Source organism: Streptomyces sp. NBC_01214, from assembly GCF_026340975.1.
Classification (GTDB): domain Bacteria; phylum Actinomycetota; class Actinomycetes; order Streptomycetales; family Streptomycetaceae; genus Streptomyces.
On the sequence record NZ_JAPEOS010000001.1, the window covers coordinates 4,569,070 to 4,586,984 of the forward strand.

The window sequence follows — 17,915 nt, forward strand, 5'->3', positions numbered from 1 at the left end:
CCGCACCGCAGGCGCCTGACGGACGTGCGGTGGGACCGGGAACGTGGGAGGGCCTGGACCCGGCAGGCCCGCCAGCTCCCGCGCCCGTACGCGGGACCGCCCCCGGCGGGCCGGTCGGACGGTCCGAGGTCCGCGCGGACCGGGGCGGGCTCGGCGCCGGCGGTCACATGATGGGCAACGCCATCGGTACGGGCAGCAGCGCCACCCTGATCGAACAGGTGGTGGTCGGCTGGCCCCCCGGCCCCGAGCCACCGCGGCGCCGCCAACTCGCACCCCCGCCGCTCGGCGAGACGGCGAACCGCGCGGGCATCAGCGCTTCGGTGGAGGAGGCGCTGTCGGACGGGGAGTACGAGGGCCGGGCGCCGGTGCTCTTCCTGGAGGGGTACGGCGGGATCGGGAAGACGACGGTCGCGCTCCAGACCTGCTGGCTTCCGGAAGTAGCCGAACGCTTCCCCGGCGGAGTGGTGTGGACGGTCATCGGCCAGTCCCGGACCGGTCCCGAACTGGCCGACCACATCGCGGACATCTGCGAGCACCTGTCCGGCCGCCGCCCGACGAGCACCGATCCCCTCCTGGTCGGCGCCCTGCTCGGCGAGATCCTCGACGAAGGCGGTCCCGCCCTCGTGGTGGTCGACGACGTCTGGACGGAGGAGCAGGTCAATGCCTTCCTCGTCGGAGGCACCGGATCCGCCCGGATGTTCACCGCACGCAACAGGGGTCTCGCACCGGCCGTCGCCCGGATCGTCGAAGTCGGCCAGATGACGGAGGACGAGGCACGCGCGACCGCCTCGGCCGGCCTGCCCGAGCTCGACGCGTCGGTCCTGGAGAGCCTGCTGCGCTTCGCCAAGGGCTGGCCCGTCCTGCTCGGGCTGATCAACGCCTCGCTACGGGCCCACATCCGTGCCGGCGGACCACCGGCAGAGGTGGCCGCGTGGGTCGCCCACCTCGTCGCCTCGGACGGGCCCGAAGCACTCGACGCCACGATGCCGCCCCACATGCGCTCCACCGTCGCCGCGACGGTCAGCGCGAGCCTCGACCTGCTCTCCGCCGAGGAACGCGAACGCTACTTCGATCTCGCCGTCTTCGACGAGGACGCCGAAGTCCCCGAACACGTCGTGGCCCTGCTGTGGAGCGTGACCGGGGGACTGGAACGCACCGAGAGCCGCAGGATGACGGCACTGCTCTCCACCCTGCGTCTGGTGTCGCAGCGGTGGTGCGACGGCGAACCGGCGATCGCCGTCCACGACGTCCTGCGGTCGTACGTGCGCCACCAGATGTCCCCGCAGGACCTGGTGACCCGTAACCGGTCGCTGGTGGCCGCGCTGCGCACGTTGCTGCCCGCCGGTGCGGCCGCCCAGTGGTGGCTGCTGCCGCCACGTGAGGAGTTCGCGCTCCAATACCTCCCCTACCACCTCCAAGCGGCCGCCTTGCACGCCGAACTCTGCGAACTCGCCTGCGATCCACGGTGGATCGAATCACAGATCCGGCACCTGGGCTCGGTGGTGCTCGCCGTCTCCACCCTGTCCGGGATCGACACCGCCCGGGCCGCCGCGCTGCGGGCCGTACTCGACCGCGACGTCGAGGTCTTCGTCCCGGAGGCCGCCCCGTCGGCCGTCGGGGCGACCCTCGCCAGCCGGTTGGCGGGAACCGCGGAACTGGACGGAGTCGTCGAGCGTTACCTCGAAGGGATGGCGCGCCCGCTGTTGCGCGCGCACTGGCCGCTGCCCGACACCGACGCGGCCACCGACGACGGGCACACCGGCCCCATCGGCGACTGCGCCGTGTCACCGCGCGGTGATGTCATCGCCACCGCGTCCGACGACCGGCTGGTGATCCTCTGGGACGCGGCCACCCTCCGGGTCCGTCACGTCCTGCGCGGGCACAGTCAGCGGGTCCGGGCCTGCGCGTTCAGCCCGGACGGATCCCGACTCCTGTCCGCGGCGACCGACGGAACCGTCCGGATCTGGAACGTCCTCGACGGCCGTCCGCTGCACGTCCTCGGGGAGCACTCCGCCCGCGTGCTGGGATGCGCGTGGTCCCCGGACGGCGGGTGGGTCGCCTCGACGACCGGTGACGGCACGGTGACCATCTGGGACGCCCGTACCGGCGAGAAGCGCCGCGAGATGCACAGCCCGAGCGGAAACGAGTGGGACTGCGCCTTCACTCCCGACGGAGACGGCCTCGTGTCGGTCGGCGAGGACGGTGTCCTGCGGATGTGGGACACCGCCAGCGGTGTCGCGCGCTGGAGCACCGTGGTCCATGAGGGGAGGATCCGCTGCTGCACGGTCGCCCCCTCCGGCGCCCTGATGGCCACGGCGGGCAGCGATGCGACGGTCCGCGTGCTCCGCACCGGCACGGGGGAGTTGGTGCACGTCCTGCGGGCGCACACCGACCGTGTCCGCGCCTGCGCGTTCTCGCCCGACGGCACTCTGCTGGCCAGTGCCTCGGAGGACCGGACGATCCGGCTGTGGGACACCGCCAGCGGACGCCAGGTCCGCGTCCTGCACGGACACACCGACTGGGTCGGGGCATCGGTCTTCACGGCCGACGGCGGGACCCTCATCAGCTGCGGCGGGGACACGACGCTGCGGACGTGGGACGTGACGGCCGACACGCCGCCCCGGACCGTGCGCGCGACGCGCCGGGCCGTGGGGTGCTGCGCGTTCTCCGCGGACGGACGGCACGTGGTGGCCGGGCACAGCGACGGCGTCGTCCAGCTCTTCGACATCGCGACCGGCCGGGTGCGCTTCGAGGTCGACGGCCACGACGGCCGGGTCCTGGACTGCGCGGTCACGCCCGACGGAGACGTCGTCACCGCGGGCGCCGACGGCGACCTGGCGCTGTGGGCCGCGCCGTCGGGCGATCTACGGCGCCGGTTCAAGCGCCATTCGGGCCGCGTCTGGGGGTGCGCCGTCTCCCCGGACGGCACCCGGATGGCGTCGGCGGGCGAAGACGCAGTGGTGAGGGTCCACGACCTGCGCACCACAGAGGTCCTCGGCGAGCTGGTGAACCACGACGGACACGTGCTCGGCTGCGCCTTCTCACCCGACGGAGAGCTCATCGCCTCCGTCGGGGACGACGGCACGCTGCGCCTGTGGGACAGCCGCACCGGACACCTGCGGTCGACGCTCGCGACGGGCCGGGAGAGCTCGTTGTGGCGTTGCTGCTTCTCGCCCGACGGCACTCTGCTGGCCTCGGTCGGATCGCCGGCGACGGCACTCACCCTGTGGTCGACCGCCGATCGGACGGTGGGCACGTCCGTCCCGATCGGCGGCGACCGGATCACCGGCTGTGCCTTCTCCCCGTCGGGACGGCAGATCGCGACCTGCGGCGACGAAGGCTACCTGGGTGTGTGGGACGTGGCCACGGGCACGCCCCTCACCGGCATCCGGGTCGCCTATCCGCTGCACCGGTGCGCCTGGTCCGCCGCGGGCACCGGCACCGGCACCGGCACCGGTTCCATGATCGCTGCCGCGGGGAACGGCGGGCTGTACCTCTTCGCCTACGAGGACGACTGACCGGTCAGGCGCCGTCGGCCGGGTCGCCGCCGGGGCCGTGCCGCACGAAGCCGTGTCGCGAGTACGACGCCGTCTGCACCAGTTCGGTCACCAGCCGGCCGGGGGTGTGCTTCCGGATGGCGGCGAGGAACTCCCGCGTCCCCCCGGCGAACAGTCGCGGGGTGACGTCGGGATGTTCGAGCAAGGAGACCCCGGGCGCCAGGTCGTAGGCCCGACCGTTGAGGGTCAGCCGGCCGGGGGACTGGGTGACGTCGAGGGGACGCGACGTGGACGTCCCCCAGCCGTGCGGTACGACGAGCCGGTCCTCCCCGGTGAGGAGGCGTACCGAGTTGAGGCCGCCGACGGAGGGCCGGAACATGGCGATCGGCCGTCCCGGCGCACTGAACACGGGGACCTCCTCGTCCGGCTCGCACAGGTAGCAGCCGATCACCGCGGACGCGGGAGTCGGCATGAAGTAGTGGTGCTTGTGGTATTCGTCGACCGTGCCGATACGCCCGTCCAGCAACATGGTCGCCACGAAGCGGTGCCGCAGGATGTTGAACCGCAGCAACATCTGCGCGAGATCGGCGAAGAGTTCCGCCTTCTTCCCGACCAGGAGCCGGATGCGTCGTTCTCCGTCGAAGGTGAGCACCGAATCCGCGAACCAGTTCTCCGGTGTCGGGCACAAGCCGTTGAACTGGTCCTTGAACTCCTTCTCGTTGCTGTGCAGCAGGAGCGCGTACCTGCCGTCGGTCTCCCGGCGACAGGTGAGGATGAAGTGGTTCCCGCGGTCGAAGTTCCATTCGTAGCTGCTGTTTTCACAGATGCGCCCGCGGAGCGTGTTGACCGCTTTCTCCGTGAACACCTCCGCAGGGTCGCCGTCCAGCCAGAAAATGGACGACGTGTCGATGTTCATCGTGGTGTCCACCGGAACCACGGGCACGCCGCATTCCCATTCGACCAGGCATCCGGTGGCGAATCCCCCGGCCAGCCGCAGGGCGTCGTAGGGGATTCCCAAGTCGGCGGCAGGGCTCACGCGGCAGTCCGCCCGGCGGTCCAGGGTGCGCAGCGCATCGCGCAGCAAGCGCTCGGTCTGCTGGAGGTAAGGGATGAGGAATCGTTGTGCCCGGTCGTCCTCGACCATTGCGTCCGGTGCGGACACCACTCGGCCTCCTCTTCCTCTTCCGAGGGATGCGTGAGGGAAATGCGGCACCCGTCTACGGCACGACGGCGACGGCCTCGATCTCCCGCAGAGTGTCGTCGGAAACGGTCACCTTCGTGGTGCCCGCCCAACTGTCGACCTGGCCGGGAAGGCGCGCGCCGACGATCGCCCCGCTCACCCCGGGCCGGCTGAGCACCCAGGCGAGGGCGAGCTCGGAAACCGTGTGCCCGAGCGGGTCGGCGATGGTCCGCAGCGCGTCGACGACGGCCAGCTTGTGGGTCAGTGCGGGCTCGGCGAACTTCGAGGACCTCTTGCGCCAGTCGTCGGGCGCGAGCGCCCCGACGCGCGCGTGGTCGAAGGCGCCGGTCAACAGCCCGGAGGCCAGGGGCGAGTAGGCGATGACGCCCGTGCCGTGCTCCTGACACCAGTCGAGGAGCGGGAGCGACTTCCGGTCGAGGAGGCTCAGGGACGGCTGCAACGAGTCCACGTGCCGGACCGTCTCGCAGCGGTCGAGCAGGTCACGGTCCACGTTCGACAGCCCGATCCAGCGGACCTTGCCCTCGTCGACGAGTTCCGCGAGCGTGGCCCAGGATTCCTCGATCGACGTGCCGGTCCGGGCATCCGGCCGGTGGATCTGATAGAGATCGATCCGGTCCACGCCGAGACGTTTCAGGCTGGCCTCGCACTCTTGGCGGATACTGCTCGGCCGCAGGTCGGATACGACCTTTCCGGGATTCTCGGCGTCCCAGACGCGACCGCATTTGGTGAAGACCAAAGGCCTTTCGGACGAATTGAGCTGCCTCAGCGCAGCCCCCACGACCTCTTCCGAGTGGCCGCATCCGTAGGCGGGCGCGGTATCGAGCCAATTGAGGCCGCGATCGACCGCATGCAGGACGGTCCGCACCGAAACGGCGTCGTCGACCGGCCCCCACCCGTGCTCGTACGGTCCGCCGATGGCCCAGGTGCCCAGTCCCAGGCGGGTGATCTCGGGGCCTTCGCGCCCCAGCCTCGTGGTGTCGACCTGATTCTGGACGGATTGCGATCGCGTCTTGTCTGGCTTCACGGTCGCGCATCTTACGTGAGGCGTAACTGGCTGTCGATGAGGCCGATTTGAAGCGATCGACAATCGATCTCGCTCACGATGGATATGGATCCCGCGCGATCATTCGCGTTCATGGTCCGGGTCCGTGCGACCCGGCCGTAGGAGCGTGCCGGCCCGGGCCGCGATGTGTCCGGCGCCCGGAAAACGGCGGGCCGCGGCGGGGCGCCGCCCGTTACGATCGGGCCTCCACCCGATCACGGCGGTCCGACGGAGGCACCGATGACACCGGCCCCTTCGCGAACACCCGCCCATCCCGAACGGCTGGAGCAAGGACACCCGTTCCGCCAGTGGAAGACCTGGCGCATACCCGGCACCGAACTGACGCTCACCGGGTACTCGCGCGCCAACGACAAGACGTTCTTCCACGTCCCCGAACTGCGCTGCGCGCTCGACGCCGGACTGGTGGAAGGGCGTCAGCCGGAAACCGTCTTCCTTACCCACACCCACCACGACCATTCCAAGGACCTCGACCACCTCGCGGCGAGGCCCGACGGGGTCGACATCCACCTGCCCGCCGCGGCGGTGCCGTACGTGGAGACCTTTCTGCGGGCCTCCGCCGAACTGAACCACGGCGCCGCCTACGATCCGGCCCTCGCAGCAGGTTGCCGACTCCACGGGGTGCGCGGCGGAGACGAGTTCACCTTCGGGCGCCGCGGCCACCACGTACGGGTGGTGGAATGCGTGCACAAGGTGCCCTGTGTGGGATACGCCTTCTCCGAACGCCGCAAGGCCCTGCTGCCCGAGTACGAGGAACTGCGCCACGACCTCGCCGCACAGGGCCGGGGCGCGGAGTTCGGCCGGGTCCTGGCGCAGCGGCGCAAGGAGGGCGCCGAGGTCGAACGCGAGGTGCGCAAGCCGCTGTTCGCCTTCCTCGGCGACACCCACGTCAGCGTCTTCGAGGACAACCCGTGGCTCTTCGAGTACCCGGTGATCATCACCGAGTGCACGTTCCTCGACGACGCCGAACGGGAACGGGCCGACCGGGTCGGACACACCGTCTGGAGCCGGCTGCGGCCCGTCGTCGAGGCCCACCCGGACACCCTTTTCGTCCTCACCCATTTCAGCCTGCGTCACTCGGACCAGGACGTCCTGGACTTCTTCCACGACGAGCGGCCCGACAACGTGCTGCTGTGGGTGCACCCGGACAGCCGGCTGCCCGAGCAGCACCAGCACGGTTGACGGCCGCGGGCCGCCGTTCCCGGGCCCCGGTCAGACCCCCGCCAGCGCGTCCCGCAACCTCCGTGCCTGCCTGAGCAGTTGGGACGAACCCGGTCGCTGCGCGAGCGCCGTCACCTCGGGCAGCTCGCCGCGCGCACCCGACAGCCGGGCGGAGTCCGCCGCGACGGCCAGCAGCGCTCCGTGCACCTGGGGCCGGGTGCGGGCCAGCAGACCGGGCAGGGCGGTGGCCAGGACCGCCCAGACCGCACCGGCGCCCTCCGGTGCGGCGACGGCCGCCCGCAGGGACTCGGTCAGCAGGGGCACCCTCAGCGTGCCCAGCCCCACGAGTTCGGTCAGCTCCCGGCCCAGCAGCTCGCCGTCCAGCCGGCCCCGCGAAGCCAGCACCACCAGCGCCCGCCCGGCGGCCTCCCGCTCCGGCTCGGGGACGGCGGCGAGCCCGTAGGCCACGGCCAGATGCACGGCGGGTCCGGCCGGGCCGTCGGCCCGGGCCAGCGCCTCCAGGAAGGCGGGGGAGCCACAGCCGTCCTGGTCGGCCGCGGACGCGACACCCGTCAGCAGTCGGGCCGCGGCTATCTCCGGGTGCCAGGGCAGGGTCGCGACGGTGTGCGCGTCCCGGTAGTCCGGCAGGGACCAGTGCGGACAGGAGATGGCCGGCTCGAAGACGCGGAACAGTGACCAGAACTGCCGGGGGAACGCGCCGCGGCCCTCGATGGCCTCGTGCCCCACCAGGATCCGGCGGCCGATGCGTGCTCCCCGACGCCTGCTGGGACGCTCGGCCTCACCCGCTTCGCGCTCCCGCCACCCCGTCGGCCGGGGCAGACCGCCCTGTCGCAGCCAAGCGGCCACCCGGGGCCCCTCGGCCAGCCCCAACCCCTCCGCGGCACGCACCGCTTCGGGGTCGACCCGGCCGCCGCAGCGCAGCAATGCCTGCCCGAGGTCCGCCGGTCCGGGCCGGAGCCCGAGGCGTTCGTACTCCGCGAGGCGCTCGACCAGCTCGTACGGCTCCACCGCGCCCGTCGGTCGGCTCGGTACGGAGAGCAGGAACGGCACGGGGTCACCGGCCCGCAACCGGGCGGTGACCTCGTCGGCGCGCGCTCCGGCTATGTAGTCCAGCGCCACGTGCTGGCACAGTTCCAGCCAGCCGGCCCCGGCGGTCTTCTCCCAGGACTCCTCCGCCCGTACCGGACCGACCGCCGCGCCGACGACGCCCGCCATGCACCGCACCTGTGCGTGCGGTTTCACCTTGAACTCGCGCGGGACGGAGCCCAGCGCGGCGGCCAGCGCATCCCTGTCCCGGAAGTCGTGGCTCACCACGGCGTTGAGCACCCGTTCGAACGGCACCACGCCAGGGTCGTGGCGACCGGTCAGCACGGCCGCGACCTCGTCGGCGAGCGCATCCAGTGACGGTACGGCGAATTCCCCCTTGATCATGTGATGAAGGCTAGACCCTGCCACTGACAGCGCCCCTGTCGGCGTGGTGGGGTCAGAGCGGGTCGCCGAGGGGACCGTACTCCGCCTCCAAGTTCCTGGCCCAGTGCGCGGCGAAGTCGGGCTGGGTGCCGTCGGCATCCGTGAACCCGTACTCCTTGTAGAGATCCCAGGTGGCCAGCGCCCGGCCGCTCCTCGCGATGACGTCCGGGTCGGCCGCCAGGGCCACGACGGCCCGCCCCAGATAGGCGGGGGTCTCGGAGTGGGCGAAGTTCGGGTCCTTCGCGGCGCCGTCACGCCAGTTGGCCTCGGTGACGCCGAAATGCTCCAGCAGCGCCTCCGAGCGCAGGAAGCCCGGCGTCAGGGAGACGGCCGTGACGCCGTGCGGCCGCAGCTCGGCGGCCTGCGCGACCGCCAGCCGGATCACCGCCGACTTCGCCATGTCGTAGAAGAAGGAGCCGCGGTAGCGGGCGGTGTTGCCGTCGGTGACCTCCACGACCAGGCCGCTCCCGCGGGCGACCATGAGGGGCAGTGCGTACCGGCTGGTGATCACGTGGGTCTCCACCGCCCGACGCAGGAGGCTCAGGCCCTGCTCCAGGTCCTGCTCCCACAGCGGGTGCTCCCAGTCGGTGAGCGGGTCGCCGCCCCAGACCGAGTTGACCAGGACGTCGAGCCGGCCGTCCTGCTCCGCCGCGATCCGCGCCACGAGGGCCCGGACTTCTTCCGGGTCGCTGTGGTCGGTGCGGACGGCGACGCCCACCCCTCCGGCGGCGGTGATCTTCTCGGCCGTCTCCTCGATGGTCTCGGGGCGGTCGAGGTCGGAGCGCGTCGTTCCGCTGCTGCGGCCGGTCACGTAGACGGTCGCCCCGGCGGCTCCGAGCTCGATGGCGATGCCCCGCCCGCCGCCCCGGGTGCCGCCGGCGACCAGCGCGACCGTTCCGGCGAGCCGTGGTGTCTTCGTCGTCATCTCTTTCTCCCTGTCTTCCGGCGGATTCACGCGGTGGTTGTGGTGGCCGTGGCAGCGCCGGTTGCGGTGGTGACATGGGGGGCCAGCACGGCGTCGAGCCCGTGCCGGACGCGCTCCACGAGGGCGCCCTCGCGGTCGAGCGCCCAGATGAGACCCGCCCCGGAGGTGACGGCCTGCACGGTGGCGGTCAGCGCCTCGACATCCGTCGTGGCGCGGAGCTCGCCCGTGGAGACGGCCTCCGCCAGCAGCGACCCGACCGCCCGACGCTGGGCCCGGTGCACGGCGAGGGCACGCTCGTGCAGTTCGGGGTCCGTGAGGTCCGTGCACAGGAACGCCAGGTGGTTGGCGAAGGTCTCCGGCGAGACCATCGGAGCCATCCACTGCGCGAGCAGGGCGGCCAGGGCCCCGAGCGCCGAGCCCTGCTCCCCGCGGAACCGGTCGGCCAGTGCGTCCGTGTCCCGCACGGACTGGTCGGCCAGTGCCAGGACCAGGCCGCGCTTGGAGCCGAACCGCTGCACGAGCGTGCCGGGTACCAGGCCGACCTCGCGGGCCACCGCAGCCAAGGTCAGCCCGGACGGCCCCACCCGTCCCATCACCTCGGCCGCCGCACGCAGGATCACCTCGTCTTCCACCCCGCGGGGACGTCCGGCCACAGTCGCTCCTCTTTAATAAATGCACGTGCATTTATTAAAGCATGCGGGAATCCGTACCCTCGCCCCCGGGGCCCGCCAGGCCCTAACGTTGATCCATGATCAATACGCCGTCACGGGTCGAACTGCGCCCGCTCACCGACTCCGACCAGGACGAGTTCTGCACGCTCGTGCGGGCCAGCTCCGAGCTGCACCGGCCATGGATGCAGCTACCGTCGACCGCGCAGGAGTTCCAGGTCTGGACCCGCCGCTTCGACGACGGCGCCAACCTGGGCTTTCTGGTCCGCGTCCGGGAGACCGGCGCAGCCGTCGGCATGGTGAACATCAACTCGATCATCCGGGGCCGCTACCAGGGCGCGTCCCTCGGCTACGCGGCCTTCGCCCCGTCCGCGGGGCGCGGGTACATGACCGAAGGGGTCGCCGCCGTCCTGCGGTACGCCTTCACCGACCTGCGGCTCCACCGGCTGGAGGCCAACATCCAGCCGGCGAACACGGCGTCCCTGGCCCTGGTCAAGCGGCTGGGCTTCCGCTACGAGGGGCTCTCGCCCGCCTACCTCTACATCGACGGGGACTGGCGGGACCACAAACGCTGGGCCATCACCGCACCGAGCCCCTGGACACCCGATCCGTCCCTTCCCGAGGTCTGAGGCGTACGCCGCCGCCCGTTACGGCACGTGCTACGACGAACCGGCCAGCAGTCGCCGTTGGTGGTCCCGCGCCGGTTCGTCGTAGTACTTGTCCGACCAGTGCCCGGCGAGGAGCGGTACCGGGGCTTCGACTCCCGTCTCGGGGCCGGGCGTCGGCTGGTGCGCGGCCAAGCGGAGCGAGTCCCGGAAGCGGTGGTGGTTGAACAGGCGGGAGAACTCGGTGAAATGGATCTCCGCGAGGGCGCTGAAAGTCACGGTATTGCCGGGCGACCGCCGCATCGGTGACGGCGTGTCCGACGTTGGACCGTCCGAAGATCCCGTTCTCGGTGATGTTGGCCGATCCGGTCCAGACGGCCCGGGGCGCCCCGTCGTGGCTCGCGACCACGAACTCGTTGTGCGGGATCGTGGCCCGGGTCCGCCAGGTGACGACGAGGTCGTCGATGCCGGCGGCGGTCACCGCTGCGCGGTTGTGCGGGTGGTCGAACACGACGAGCCGGACGTCCACGCCCGTTTCCGCGGCCACGCGGAAGGCTTCGAGCACGGGCAGGTGCGCGAACTCGTACAGCGCCGCGTGCAGCTGCCAGAGGTCGCCGTCGGCGTTGCCGATGAAGGCGAACAGGGGGCCTCCTCCAGGCCGCGCGACAGCCAGCGCCAGGCCGCGCGGTGGGGGACGTCGGCGGGGTGGAGGTTCTTGAAGCGTTCGGCGTAGGCCTGCGAGGCGTACGCGCCACGGTTGAACCAAACACCTTGCACGCCCGGCTCTTCGGTCCGCACCTGCACCTCGACCGTCGACGCGGGGGTGAGTTCTTCCCCCCGGGTTCCGGTCACGGAATGCACGCGGTAGGTGTAGGTCTGCCCGGGCTTGACCCGGTAGTCGCCCCAGGCGAAGGTCTGGAACGGGTTCCAGTGGGACCCCCATCGGCCTTTTGCCTGCGGGAAACGGAGGCGGTTGTCGAGCCACCGGTGTTCGTGGTCGAACCCCAGGACCACCACATGGGTCCCGGCGATGGCTTGTACGCGCAACGGCCCGGAGCTGCTCCGCACCCTCATGCCCACGCCTCCCGGTCCGGCCACCGGCCGTCAGGGCATCAGGCCGTCAGGCCGTCCGGACCAGCTTCACCCCGCGCCGGGTGGCGCGCACTCCGGCACGGGGGCGCTCCCCCCGTTGCTCAGTACCATCGCCCGGCCGCCGGAAGGGCGACCGCCAGGGAAGCGGCGGCGAGCGCCGCCGCGGCGAGGCGCGTGGGGCGCCGCGGCTTGCGCGCCAGCCTCTCCGTCATGACGATCCCGGTCAGTACGGCCATCCACGCGAGCATCCCGCCCCGGCCGCTCGCCACGGCCATCACCAGCATCAGCGCCCAGCACGACCGCAGACACGCGCCACCCTGGCGCAGACCGAAGCGGGCCGCCCCCGCCACCGCGCGCCAGCCGGTCGGCGGCAGCGGGGAGGAACGGTGACAGTCGCGCAGGGCGCGCCGCTTGTGCACGGTCAGCTGCCAGGCGGCTGCGAGGGCGAGCGCGCAGGCGAGCGCGACATCGTCCGGCAGCCGCGCCCACAGCGCCGCCGGCCCCAGGAGCAGTGCGCCGTACCCGATCCAGACCGCCAGGTAGACGGCCGCGCACGTGGCCATCGCGCGCTGTCGGCGCCGCCGCAGGCTGTTCGTCCCCACGTGCTCGAGCGCAGGGACGGCCGCCGGCAGCATCATCGCGACGCTCATCAGCGCCCACATCGCCAGATCCCCGGAACCGGCGACGCCGTGGACCGCGTGCGTCGTGGACACGTGGTGGTGCGGGGCCCCGGTGCCGAGGGTGCCGTCGGCGCCGTCGGCGCCGTGCGACCCGCCGGTCACGGCCAGGGCGACCAGGGCGGTCCAGGCGGCCACGGACGCCAGCTCGAAGGCGAGCGAGACGCGCGGCCGCAGCAACCGCCGCAGCAACCGTCGCACCGGCGCCGTCCGCGGGGACCGTACCCGCGCCGCACCCTGAACCGTCATCAGGTGTAGCCGAGGCTGACCCGCCCGATCTCGACCGGCGGGTGCTCGGTTTCCGCATCGACCGCATCGACCGCGTCGAGCGGGCCGAGCGCGCCGAGCGGCAGGAACGTCACGCGCAGCTCACGGTCGTCCCACGCGTTCTGCGCCACCAGCCTGCGCACGAGCGGGGTGATCTCGACGGTCACCCGCAGACCGTGCGGGTGCTCGTCGCCGCGGGGATCCTGCGCCCGCTCGATGCCGAAGAAGGAGAGGTTGCCCACGCGGTGGCTCTCCGCCAGTTCGCGGGAGGCTCCGTCGGGCAGGTTGACGTAGATGCCGTAGACCGTGTCCGGGTTCTGCTCGCCCTCGATGTCCTCGACGTTGAGGTACACGTGCCGGTCGGCCTCGGGGGCGGGGACGCCCAGCGCCGTGCCGAGCGACCGCGTCGTCCGTTGGTCGATCGGTACGGTGACGCTCACCGCGCGACCGACGAGCTGCACGGTCTGCTGTGATGCGCCGGCCATCTCGCGCCGCTTGGGCGGCACCGGCCCGGACTCGTTCGGACTGCTCATCGACGCCTCGGGTACGGGGGGCGGGGGCGGGGGCGGGGACGGCGGAGGAGCCGGCGGCGGCGCGGGAACCGGTACGGGCGACTCGTACGTGTACCCCAGCTGCCCGGCGATGTCGACGATCGCGGACGCCGCCAGTCTCCGTTCGCTCCCGTCGGCGTCGAAGAACTGGTACTCCTGGGTGATCCAGCGCGGGTCCGTCGGGTTGCCGTGTCCCGGGCGGCTCGCCCACGTGTACCAGAGTCGGTCGATGTTGGCGTGGTGGAGCCAGAAGATCGGGTCCAGGGCCGCCGTGTCGGTCCTCCCCATCCAGCGGCCGATGTGGCTGTGCACGGCGTTGTGCGGGGTGCTCTCAACGGCTCCGTCCCGGTTCCAGAAGGCATCGCCGTCCGGTGTGATCCCACCGCCGAACTCGGCTTCGCCGACGAACTGGGTGCGCCCCAGGGCATAGGCCGGGGAGGTGATCTCGAAGGGCAGGGGTGCACCCAGGTTGAGGCGGTGCGCCCGCTCGGCGAACAGGGGGTTGGCGCCGCCTTCCTCCTCGCGGAAGGCCGGTGGGATCCGGGCTTGCGAGGGGTCGGCGTCGTAGTCCCAGAACGGAAGCGCCCAGTCGGCCGGACCGCCCAGGTCCACGACCGCGGCGCGGACGATCCGCTCGAAGAACCAGAGGTACATGCGGTGCCAGGAGAGGAAGTACCACGAGCCGTGCTTGCAGCTGTTCCACAGCGCCTTCGGCGGCGTCTCGGCCGTCCCGTGGATGGCCGCCTGGTAGGCCCAGCTCGTGGGATCGTCCGCGTCCCGCGCCTTCATCTCGGTGACGGCTGCCGCGTAGTGCGCGAGCGTCAGGTCGTCTTCCGGCAGGGTCCACACGTTCTTGCGCACGTGCACGACCGGCTGAGGGCTCACCGCGTCCGCCTTCCGTCACGCCGGCCGTGATGCGGTACCGGCGGCCCGTTCCCCGCGGCCCCGTTCTCCGCACCGCCGTGCCGCCGGTTCTCCATCGAGTCAGGTCGGGAAGAAATTCGGGATGAACCCTACCCAACCGGCAACCCGTGATCGATCAGGCGCGCGGGCGGCGGGCCCCGTCGGGATTCGCCCGCCGCGACGGGGGTGGGGCAAGATCCGGACAAGACGACTTGAGACGACCTGAGGTGTGCCGATGAACTCGCAGTCCTTGTACTTCCACCCCGACTACCTCGACGCCGTGCGGGCCGGCCGGAAGACGACCACCGTCCGCTTCCGTGACCCGGTCGAGGCGGGCCCCGTCCGGCTGGTGTTCGAACTGGACGAGGAGGTGTCCCTGCCGGGTGTCATCACGCAGGTCACCGAAAAGACGGTCGCCCGGCTCAGCGAGGCGGACGCCCGGGCGGACGGCTTCCGTGACCTGGCCGAGCTCCACGACAGGCTCCGGTACCACTACCCCGGCATCGGGCCGGCCGACACCATCACGGTCGTGCACTTCCGGCCGGTGCAATGAGCCGGTGTCCTCCGGGCGAGCGCGCCGGGGGGCGCCCTCGCCGAAGCCGTGGGTCCGGGGGACGTGCGGCGCGACGCGTCCCGTCCCCCGGACGTCACCGGGCTACCGGTCCTGGGAGAGCCGGACCAGCTCGGCGAAGGAGCCGTCCAGTCGCACCAGTTCCTCGTAGCCGCCCTGCTCGGTGATCCGTCCCGCGTCGAGGACGATGATCCGGTCGGCGAGGCGGCAGTTCTCCATCCGGTGGGTGACGATCACCGTGATCCGGTCGTCCTTCATGTCCCGCAGACCGGAGAACACCATGTGCTCACCGCGCGGGTCCATGGCCGACGTCGGCTCGTCCATGACCAGCAGCCCCGGCTTCCGGTGGAACGCCCGCCCGCACGCCAGGCGCTGCCACTGGCCGCCCGAGGGCTCGTGCCCGCCCCAGATCGAGCGGGCCAGCAGGGTGTCCAGGCCGTCCGGGAACTCCTGGACGGCCGCCCGCATGCCCACCGCGTCCAGAGCGTCCCAGACGGCTTCCTCGCCGCGCGGGTCGGGCTGGCCGAGCGTGATGTTCTCCCGGGCGGAGAAGGGCCAGTACCCGTACGACTGGGTGACGAGGCCGACGTGCTGCCAGGCGGTGCGCTGGTCGGCGTCCGAGGTCGGGACCCCGTCCCAGGAGACGACGCCGGACGTCGGGGCGGTCAACGAGGTCAGCAGGCGGATCAGGGTGGACTTGCCCGCACCGTTCTCCCCGACGACGGCGATGACCTCGCCCCGGGACAGGGTCAGGGAGACCGGTCCGAGCGAGGGGGTGTCCTTGCCGGGGTAGGTGTACGTGGCCTCCTCCAGCCGGATCTTCTCCGGTGCGGCCTCCATGACCTGCGGGCCGCGCGGACCGGACTTCTCTGCGGCTTCGGCGACGAAGGCGGTGTAGTCGCCGAGGTAGAGCGCGTGCTGGAACATGGCCGCCCCGTACACGACGAGCTGCGAGAGGGCGGCGGTGGAGGTCCGCATGGCGACGATCGCCGTACCGGCGGCGGCGATCGCCATGTACCCGCCGATGACCAGCCCGGCGAGGGCGCCGTAGGTCGCCACGACGAAGACCCCCGAGGCGGCGGCCGCGATCAGGTAGACGGTGAGGTAGCGGGGCGCGGAGCTGACCATCCTGGAGTCGATGCGCTCGCAGACCGCCGCGTACCAGTGGTGGGCGTAGGGGCGCATGCTGTTGCCGCGCAGCTCGTCGGCGAGCTTCGGGGTGGTCAGGTGCCACCGCATCATGTGCTTGATGTTGCGGGAGGCGACCGTCTGGTTGTGGAGGCGGTAGTCGAGGCGGGCGGCGTAGACCGAGCCGAGGCCGCGGGGGACCACCGACAGCAGGAGCAGCGGCAGCAGCACGGGGTGGACCACGGCGAGGACGGACGCCACGGCGACCATGTCGATCAGGCCGCCGGTGAAGCCGAGGGCGTCCTGCAGCAGCATGGCGGAGCGGGCGGATCCGGTCTCTGCGGCCTCGGAGCGCTCGGTGAAGTCGGGAGCGTCGTACGCGGCGAGTTCGACGTCCATGTGGGCGTCGACCATGGCGAGGTCGGCGAGGGTGGCCATACCGGGATTCAGGCGGCGGGCCGCGCTGCCCGAGGTGATGGAGGCCAGCGCCCCGAGCGCCGTCATGGCGGCCGCGGCGACCAGCGGCCAGGCCGCCGCCGAGATCCGTTCCTCGATGCCGTCGCCGGTCAGGAGCGGGACCATCGCCCGGGAGATCGCCGCGAGCGCTGCCGCCGTGCAGATCCCGCCGAGGATCTGGGCGCCGACCAGTACGTGGAACGCGGTGCGGTTGACGGCGAGCGCGAGCCGCGCGGTCTGCCGGAGGGCGGACGGAACGCGGCGGGCCATCTGCCCGAGCGACAGCGCCTCCATGGTCTCGTTGTGCTGGCCCCAGGTGTACTTGAACTCCGGCGGGGCCGGTGGTGCGGCCGTCTTGCGGTGCTCGGTCTGCTGCTCGGACATCCTGCGTCTCCTTCAACTGGGTTGTCTTGGAGGCCGGTTCGACGCTCGCAGCGCATGCCGGAGAAGCCCGTCTCCGCGGTGTGCGGAAGGGCGGCTGCGTGGTCGCGGGAACTGGAAGCAGTGAGTACAGCGCAGGCCGAAGGCCGGAGCAGCGGGATCTGGCCGACCTCGCGGCGACGGCTCCCTAGCCGTGGCCGCTGATCGTGTTCGGGCGCCGCCGGGCTCCCGGGCGCAGACGCACGGGAGGTTGGCCGGAACCCGCCGGTACGGGGGTCAGGGCACCGGAAATCGCTTGCGGGCCCGCGGCGCGCCTCCGGCTTCCGCCAGGTCCGGGGCGCGGGGGAGACGGCGAGCAGCGCGGGAAGGCGGCCTAGACCTGGGGCACGGCGCGGTCGAGGGCGCCCAGGGCATGGATGGCGGTGGGCCAGGGGAAGTGCACCGGGGCGTCGGGGTCGGCGGGGTCGGAGGCGTATCCGGTCTCGCCCTGGAGGAGTTCGACGCCGGCGTTGCGCAGGGTGTTCAGGGAGACTTCGAACTGGGGGTGGGCCGCGAGGGCGGCGTTGGTGCAGGGCATCGCGATGACGGGCGTGCCCTTGCCGGTCGCTTCGGCGGCGAGGCCGACCACGAGGTTGTGGGTGAGGCCGAGGGCCCACGCGTTGATGGTGTTGAAGGTGGCGGGTGCGAAGAGGAGGGCATCGGCCGCGGGCCATACGTCGGGCTGGCCCGGGAGCTTGTACTGCCAGCGGACGGGATGGCCGGTGAGCGCGGCGAGTCCGTCGAGGCTTTCGGAGAGCCAGTGCGCTGCGGTGGGGGTGAGGCCGAGGCACACGTCCCAGCCGCGGGCCTGGGCGTCCTCGATGACCCGGGCGACGTCGAAGACGGGCGGGGCGGCGGAGCAGAGCAGGTGAAGGGTCTTCGTGGTCATGCCGCAATATGATCACATGGTTTGAGCCGGATCACGCCCCCCGGGAGCAGGTCCGTTTCCATCGGCACCGGACTCACGGCGGCGGAGCGCTGCGGTGCCGCGGAGCTGCGGTGCGAAGTGTCCGGCCGGGCGTCGCATTCCCGGCCGCCGCGATGCCGGGAGTCCGCGGCGCCGACGGGCCGAACGGGCGGCCCCACGGAGGCTTCGAACGGGGAGAACCTGATCAGGAACCGCAGGCCCTCGGGCAGAGGGGCGGGCGGCGGGCGGCCCCGGCCCTGCGCGTGCGGGCCCCCGGCCCTGCGCGTGCGGGGCACGCCCGGATGGGGGAAGCTGGGTTAAGCCGCACCGCCGAC

General features: G+C 72.0%; 15 protein-coding genes. 4 read left to right on the top strand and 11 right to left on the bottom strand.

Going from position 1 to position 17,915, the window contains the following annotated elements:
- Window positions 1-29 precede the first annotated feature (29 nt).
- Window positions 30-3,518 carry an NB-ARC domain-containing protein gene (locus tag OG594_RS21470; RefSeq protein WP_266601359.1) on the top strand — a complete coding sequence of 1,163 codons (3,489 nt, stop codon included), beginning with the start codon at window positions 30-32 and terminating at the stop codon, window positions 3,516-3,518.
- A gap of 4 nt (window positions 3,519-3,522) precedes the next feature.
- Here OG594_RS21470 and OG594_RS21475 read toward each other — a convergent pair whose 3' ends face one another.
- Both OG594_RS21475 and OG594_RS21480 read right to left on the bottom strand, forming a co-directional pair.
- Window positions 3,523-4,659 carry a hypothetical protein gene (locus tag OG594_RS21475; protein ID WP_266601361.1) on the bottom strand — a complete coding sequence of 379 codons (1,137 nt, stop codon included), beginning with the start codon at window positions 4,657-4,659 and terminating at the stop codon, window positions 3,523-3,525.
- 55 nt (window positions 4,660-4,714) lie between these two features.
- Window positions 4,715-5,722: an aldo/keto reductase gene (locus OG594_RS21480; RefSeq protein WP_266601363.1), complete on the bottom strand. Its 1,008-nt coding sequence runs from the start codon at window positions 5,720-5,722 to the stop codon at window positions 4,715-4,717.
- Window positions 5,723-5,980: 258 nt separating this feature from the next.
- On the opposite strand from OG594_RS21480, the gene OG594_RS21485 reads away from it, so the two are divergent.
- Window positions 5,981-6,940, top strand: a complete 960-nt coding sequence (locus OG594_RS21485; protein ID WP_266601365.1) for an MBL fold metallo-hydrolase — start codon at window positions 5,981-5,983, stop codon at window positions 6,938-6,940.
- Between the two features lie 30 nt (window positions 6,941-6,970).
- On the opposite strand, the gene OG594_RS21490 is transcribed toward OG594_RS21485, so the two are convergent.
- The 3 genes from OG594_RS21490 to OG594_RS21500 are packed head-to-tail and all read right to left on the bottom strand — an operon-like array spanning window position 6,971 to window position 9,988.
- Window positions 6,971-8,371: a hypothetical protein gene (locus OG594_RS21490; RefSeq protein WP_266601367.1), complete on the bottom strand. Its 1,401-nt coding sequence runs from the start codon at window positions 8,369-8,371 to the stop codon at window positions 6,971-6,973.
- A 52-nt stretch (window positions 8,372-8,423) separates the two neighbouring features.
- Window positions 8,424-9,335, bottom strand: a complete 912-nt coding sequence (locus OG594_RS21495; protein ID WP_266601369.1) for an SDR family oxidoreductase — start codon at window positions 9,333-9,335, stop codon at window positions 8,424-8,426.
- A 26-nt stretch (window positions 9,336-9,361) separates the two neighbouring features.
- The gene (locus OG594_RS21500) at window positions 9,362-9,988 is read right to left on the bottom strand and encodes a TetR/AcrR family transcriptional regulator (RefSeq protein WP_266601371.1); all 627 of its coding nucleotides are present in this window, start codon (window positions 9,986-9,988) and stop codon (window positions 9,362-9,364) included.
- 95 nt (window positions 9,989-10,083) lie between these two features.
- Between OG594_RS21500 and OG594_RS21505 the strand changes: the two genes are divergently transcribed.
- Window positions 10,084-10,632, top strand: a complete 549-nt coding sequence (locus OG594_RS21505; protein ID WP_266601373.1) for a GNAT family N-acetyltransferase — start codon at window positions 10,084-10,086, stop codon at window positions 10,630-10,632.
- A 30-nt stretch (window positions 10,633-10,662) separates the two neighbouring features.
- On the opposite strand, the gene OG594_RS21510 is transcribed toward OG594_RS21505, so the two are convergent.
- The 4 genes from OG594_RS21510 to OG594_RS21525 all read right to left on the bottom strand — a co-directional run bounded on the left by OG594_RS21510 (window position 10,663) and on the right by OG594_RS21525 (window position 14,080).
- Entirely contained in the window at window positions 10,663-10,887 is a 225-nt protein-coding gene (locus OG594_RS21510; protein WP_266601375.1) for a hypothetical protein, read from the bottom strand.
- A 198-nt stretch (window positions 10,888-11,085) separates the two neighbouring features.
- The gene (locus OG594_RS21515) at window positions 11,086-11,682 is read right to left on the bottom strand and encodes a hypothetical protein (protein ID WP_266601377.1); all 597 of its coding nucleotides are present in this window, start codon (window positions 11,680-11,682) and stop codon (window positions 11,086-11,088) included.
- 119 nt (window positions 11,683-11,801) lie between these two features.
- Window positions 11,802-12,626 (bottom strand): DUF2182 domain-containing protein, encoded by an 825-nt coding sequence (locus OG594_RS21520; RefSeq protein WP_266601379.1) that lies wholly within the window; start codon window positions 12,624-12,626, stop codon window positions 11,802-11,804.
- Window positions 12,626-14,080 carry a tyrosinase family protein gene (locus tag OG594_RS21525; protein WP_266601381.1) on the bottom strand — a complete coding sequence of 485 codons (1,455 nt, stop codon included), beginning with the start codon at window positions 14,078-14,080 and terminating at the stop codon, window positions 12,626-12,628. The genes OG594_RS21520 and OG594_RS21525 overlap by 1 nt, the downstream gene beginning before the upstream one ends.
- A gap of 253 nt (window positions 14,081-14,333) precedes the next feature.
- On the opposite strand from OG594_RS21525, the gene OG594_RS21530 reads away from it, so the two are divergent.
- Window positions 14,334-14,651: an ASCH domain-containing protein gene (locus OG594_RS21530; protein ID WP_266601383.1), complete on the top strand. Its 318-nt coding sequence runs from the start codon at window positions 14,334-14,336 to the stop codon at window positions 14,649-14,651.
- A gap of 102 nt (window positions 14,652-14,753) precedes the next feature.
- Here the strand turns inward: OG594_RS21530 and OG594_RS21535 are convergent, their stop codons facing one another.
- Together OG594_RS21535 and OG594_RS21540 are read right to left on the bottom strand one after the other, a co-directional pair.
- On the bottom strand, window positions 14,754-16,637 hold the full coding sequence (locus OG594_RS21535; RefSeq protein ID WP_266601385.1) for an ABC transporter ATP-binding protein: 1,884 nt from the start codon (window positions 16,635-16,637) through the stop codon (window positions 14,754-14,756).
- A 370-nt stretch (window positions 16,638-17,007) separates the two neighbouring features.
- Complete coding sequence (locus OG594_RS21540; protein WP_266601386.1) at window positions 17,008-17,562, bottom strand: flavoprotein; 555 nt, start codon at window positions 17,560-17,562, stop codon at window positions 17,008-17,010.
- Window positions 17,563-17,915 lie beyond the last annotated feature (353 nt).

Excerpts from the sequence above, each read along its gene's own strand:
- OG594_RS21485 (WP_266601365.1), top strand. The coding sequence starts at position 5,981 with ATGACACCGGCCCCTTCGCGAACACCCGCCCATCCCGAACGGCTGGAG.
- OG594_RS21495 (WP_266601369.1), bottom strand. The coding sequence starts at position 9,335 with ATGACGACGAAGACACCACGGCTCGCCGGAACGGTCGCGCTGGTCGCC.
- OG594_RS21490 (WP_266601367.1), bottom strand. The coding sequence starts at position 8,371 with ATGATCAAGGGGGAATTCGCCGTACCGTCACTGGATGCGCTCGCCGAC.
- OG594_RS21520 (WP_266601379.1), bottom strand. The coding sequence starts at position 12,626 with ATGACGGTTCAGGGTGCGGCGCGGGTACGGTCCCCGCGGACGGCGCCG.
- OG594_RS21540 (WP_266601386.1), bottom strand. The coding sequence starts at position 17,562 with ATGACCACGAAGACCCTTCACCTGCTCTGCTCCGCCGCCCCGCCCGTC.
- OG594_RS21515 (WP_266601377.1), bottom strand. The coding sequence starts at position 11,682 with ATGAGGGTGCGGAGCAGCTCCGGGCCGTTGCGCGTACAAGCCATCGCC.
- OG594_RS21505 (WP_266601373.1), top strand. The coding sequence starts at position 10,084 with ATGATCAATACGCCGTCACGGGTCGAACTGCGCCCGCTCACCGACTCC.
- OG594_RS21530 (WP_266601383.1), top strand. The coding sequence starts at position 14,334 with ATGAACTCGCAGTCCTTGTACTTCCACCCCGACTACCTCGACGCCGTG.
- OG594_RS21535 (WP_266601385.1), bottom strand. The coding sequence starts at position 16,637 with ATGTCCGAGCAGCAGACCGAGCACCGCAAGACGGCCGCACCACCGGCC.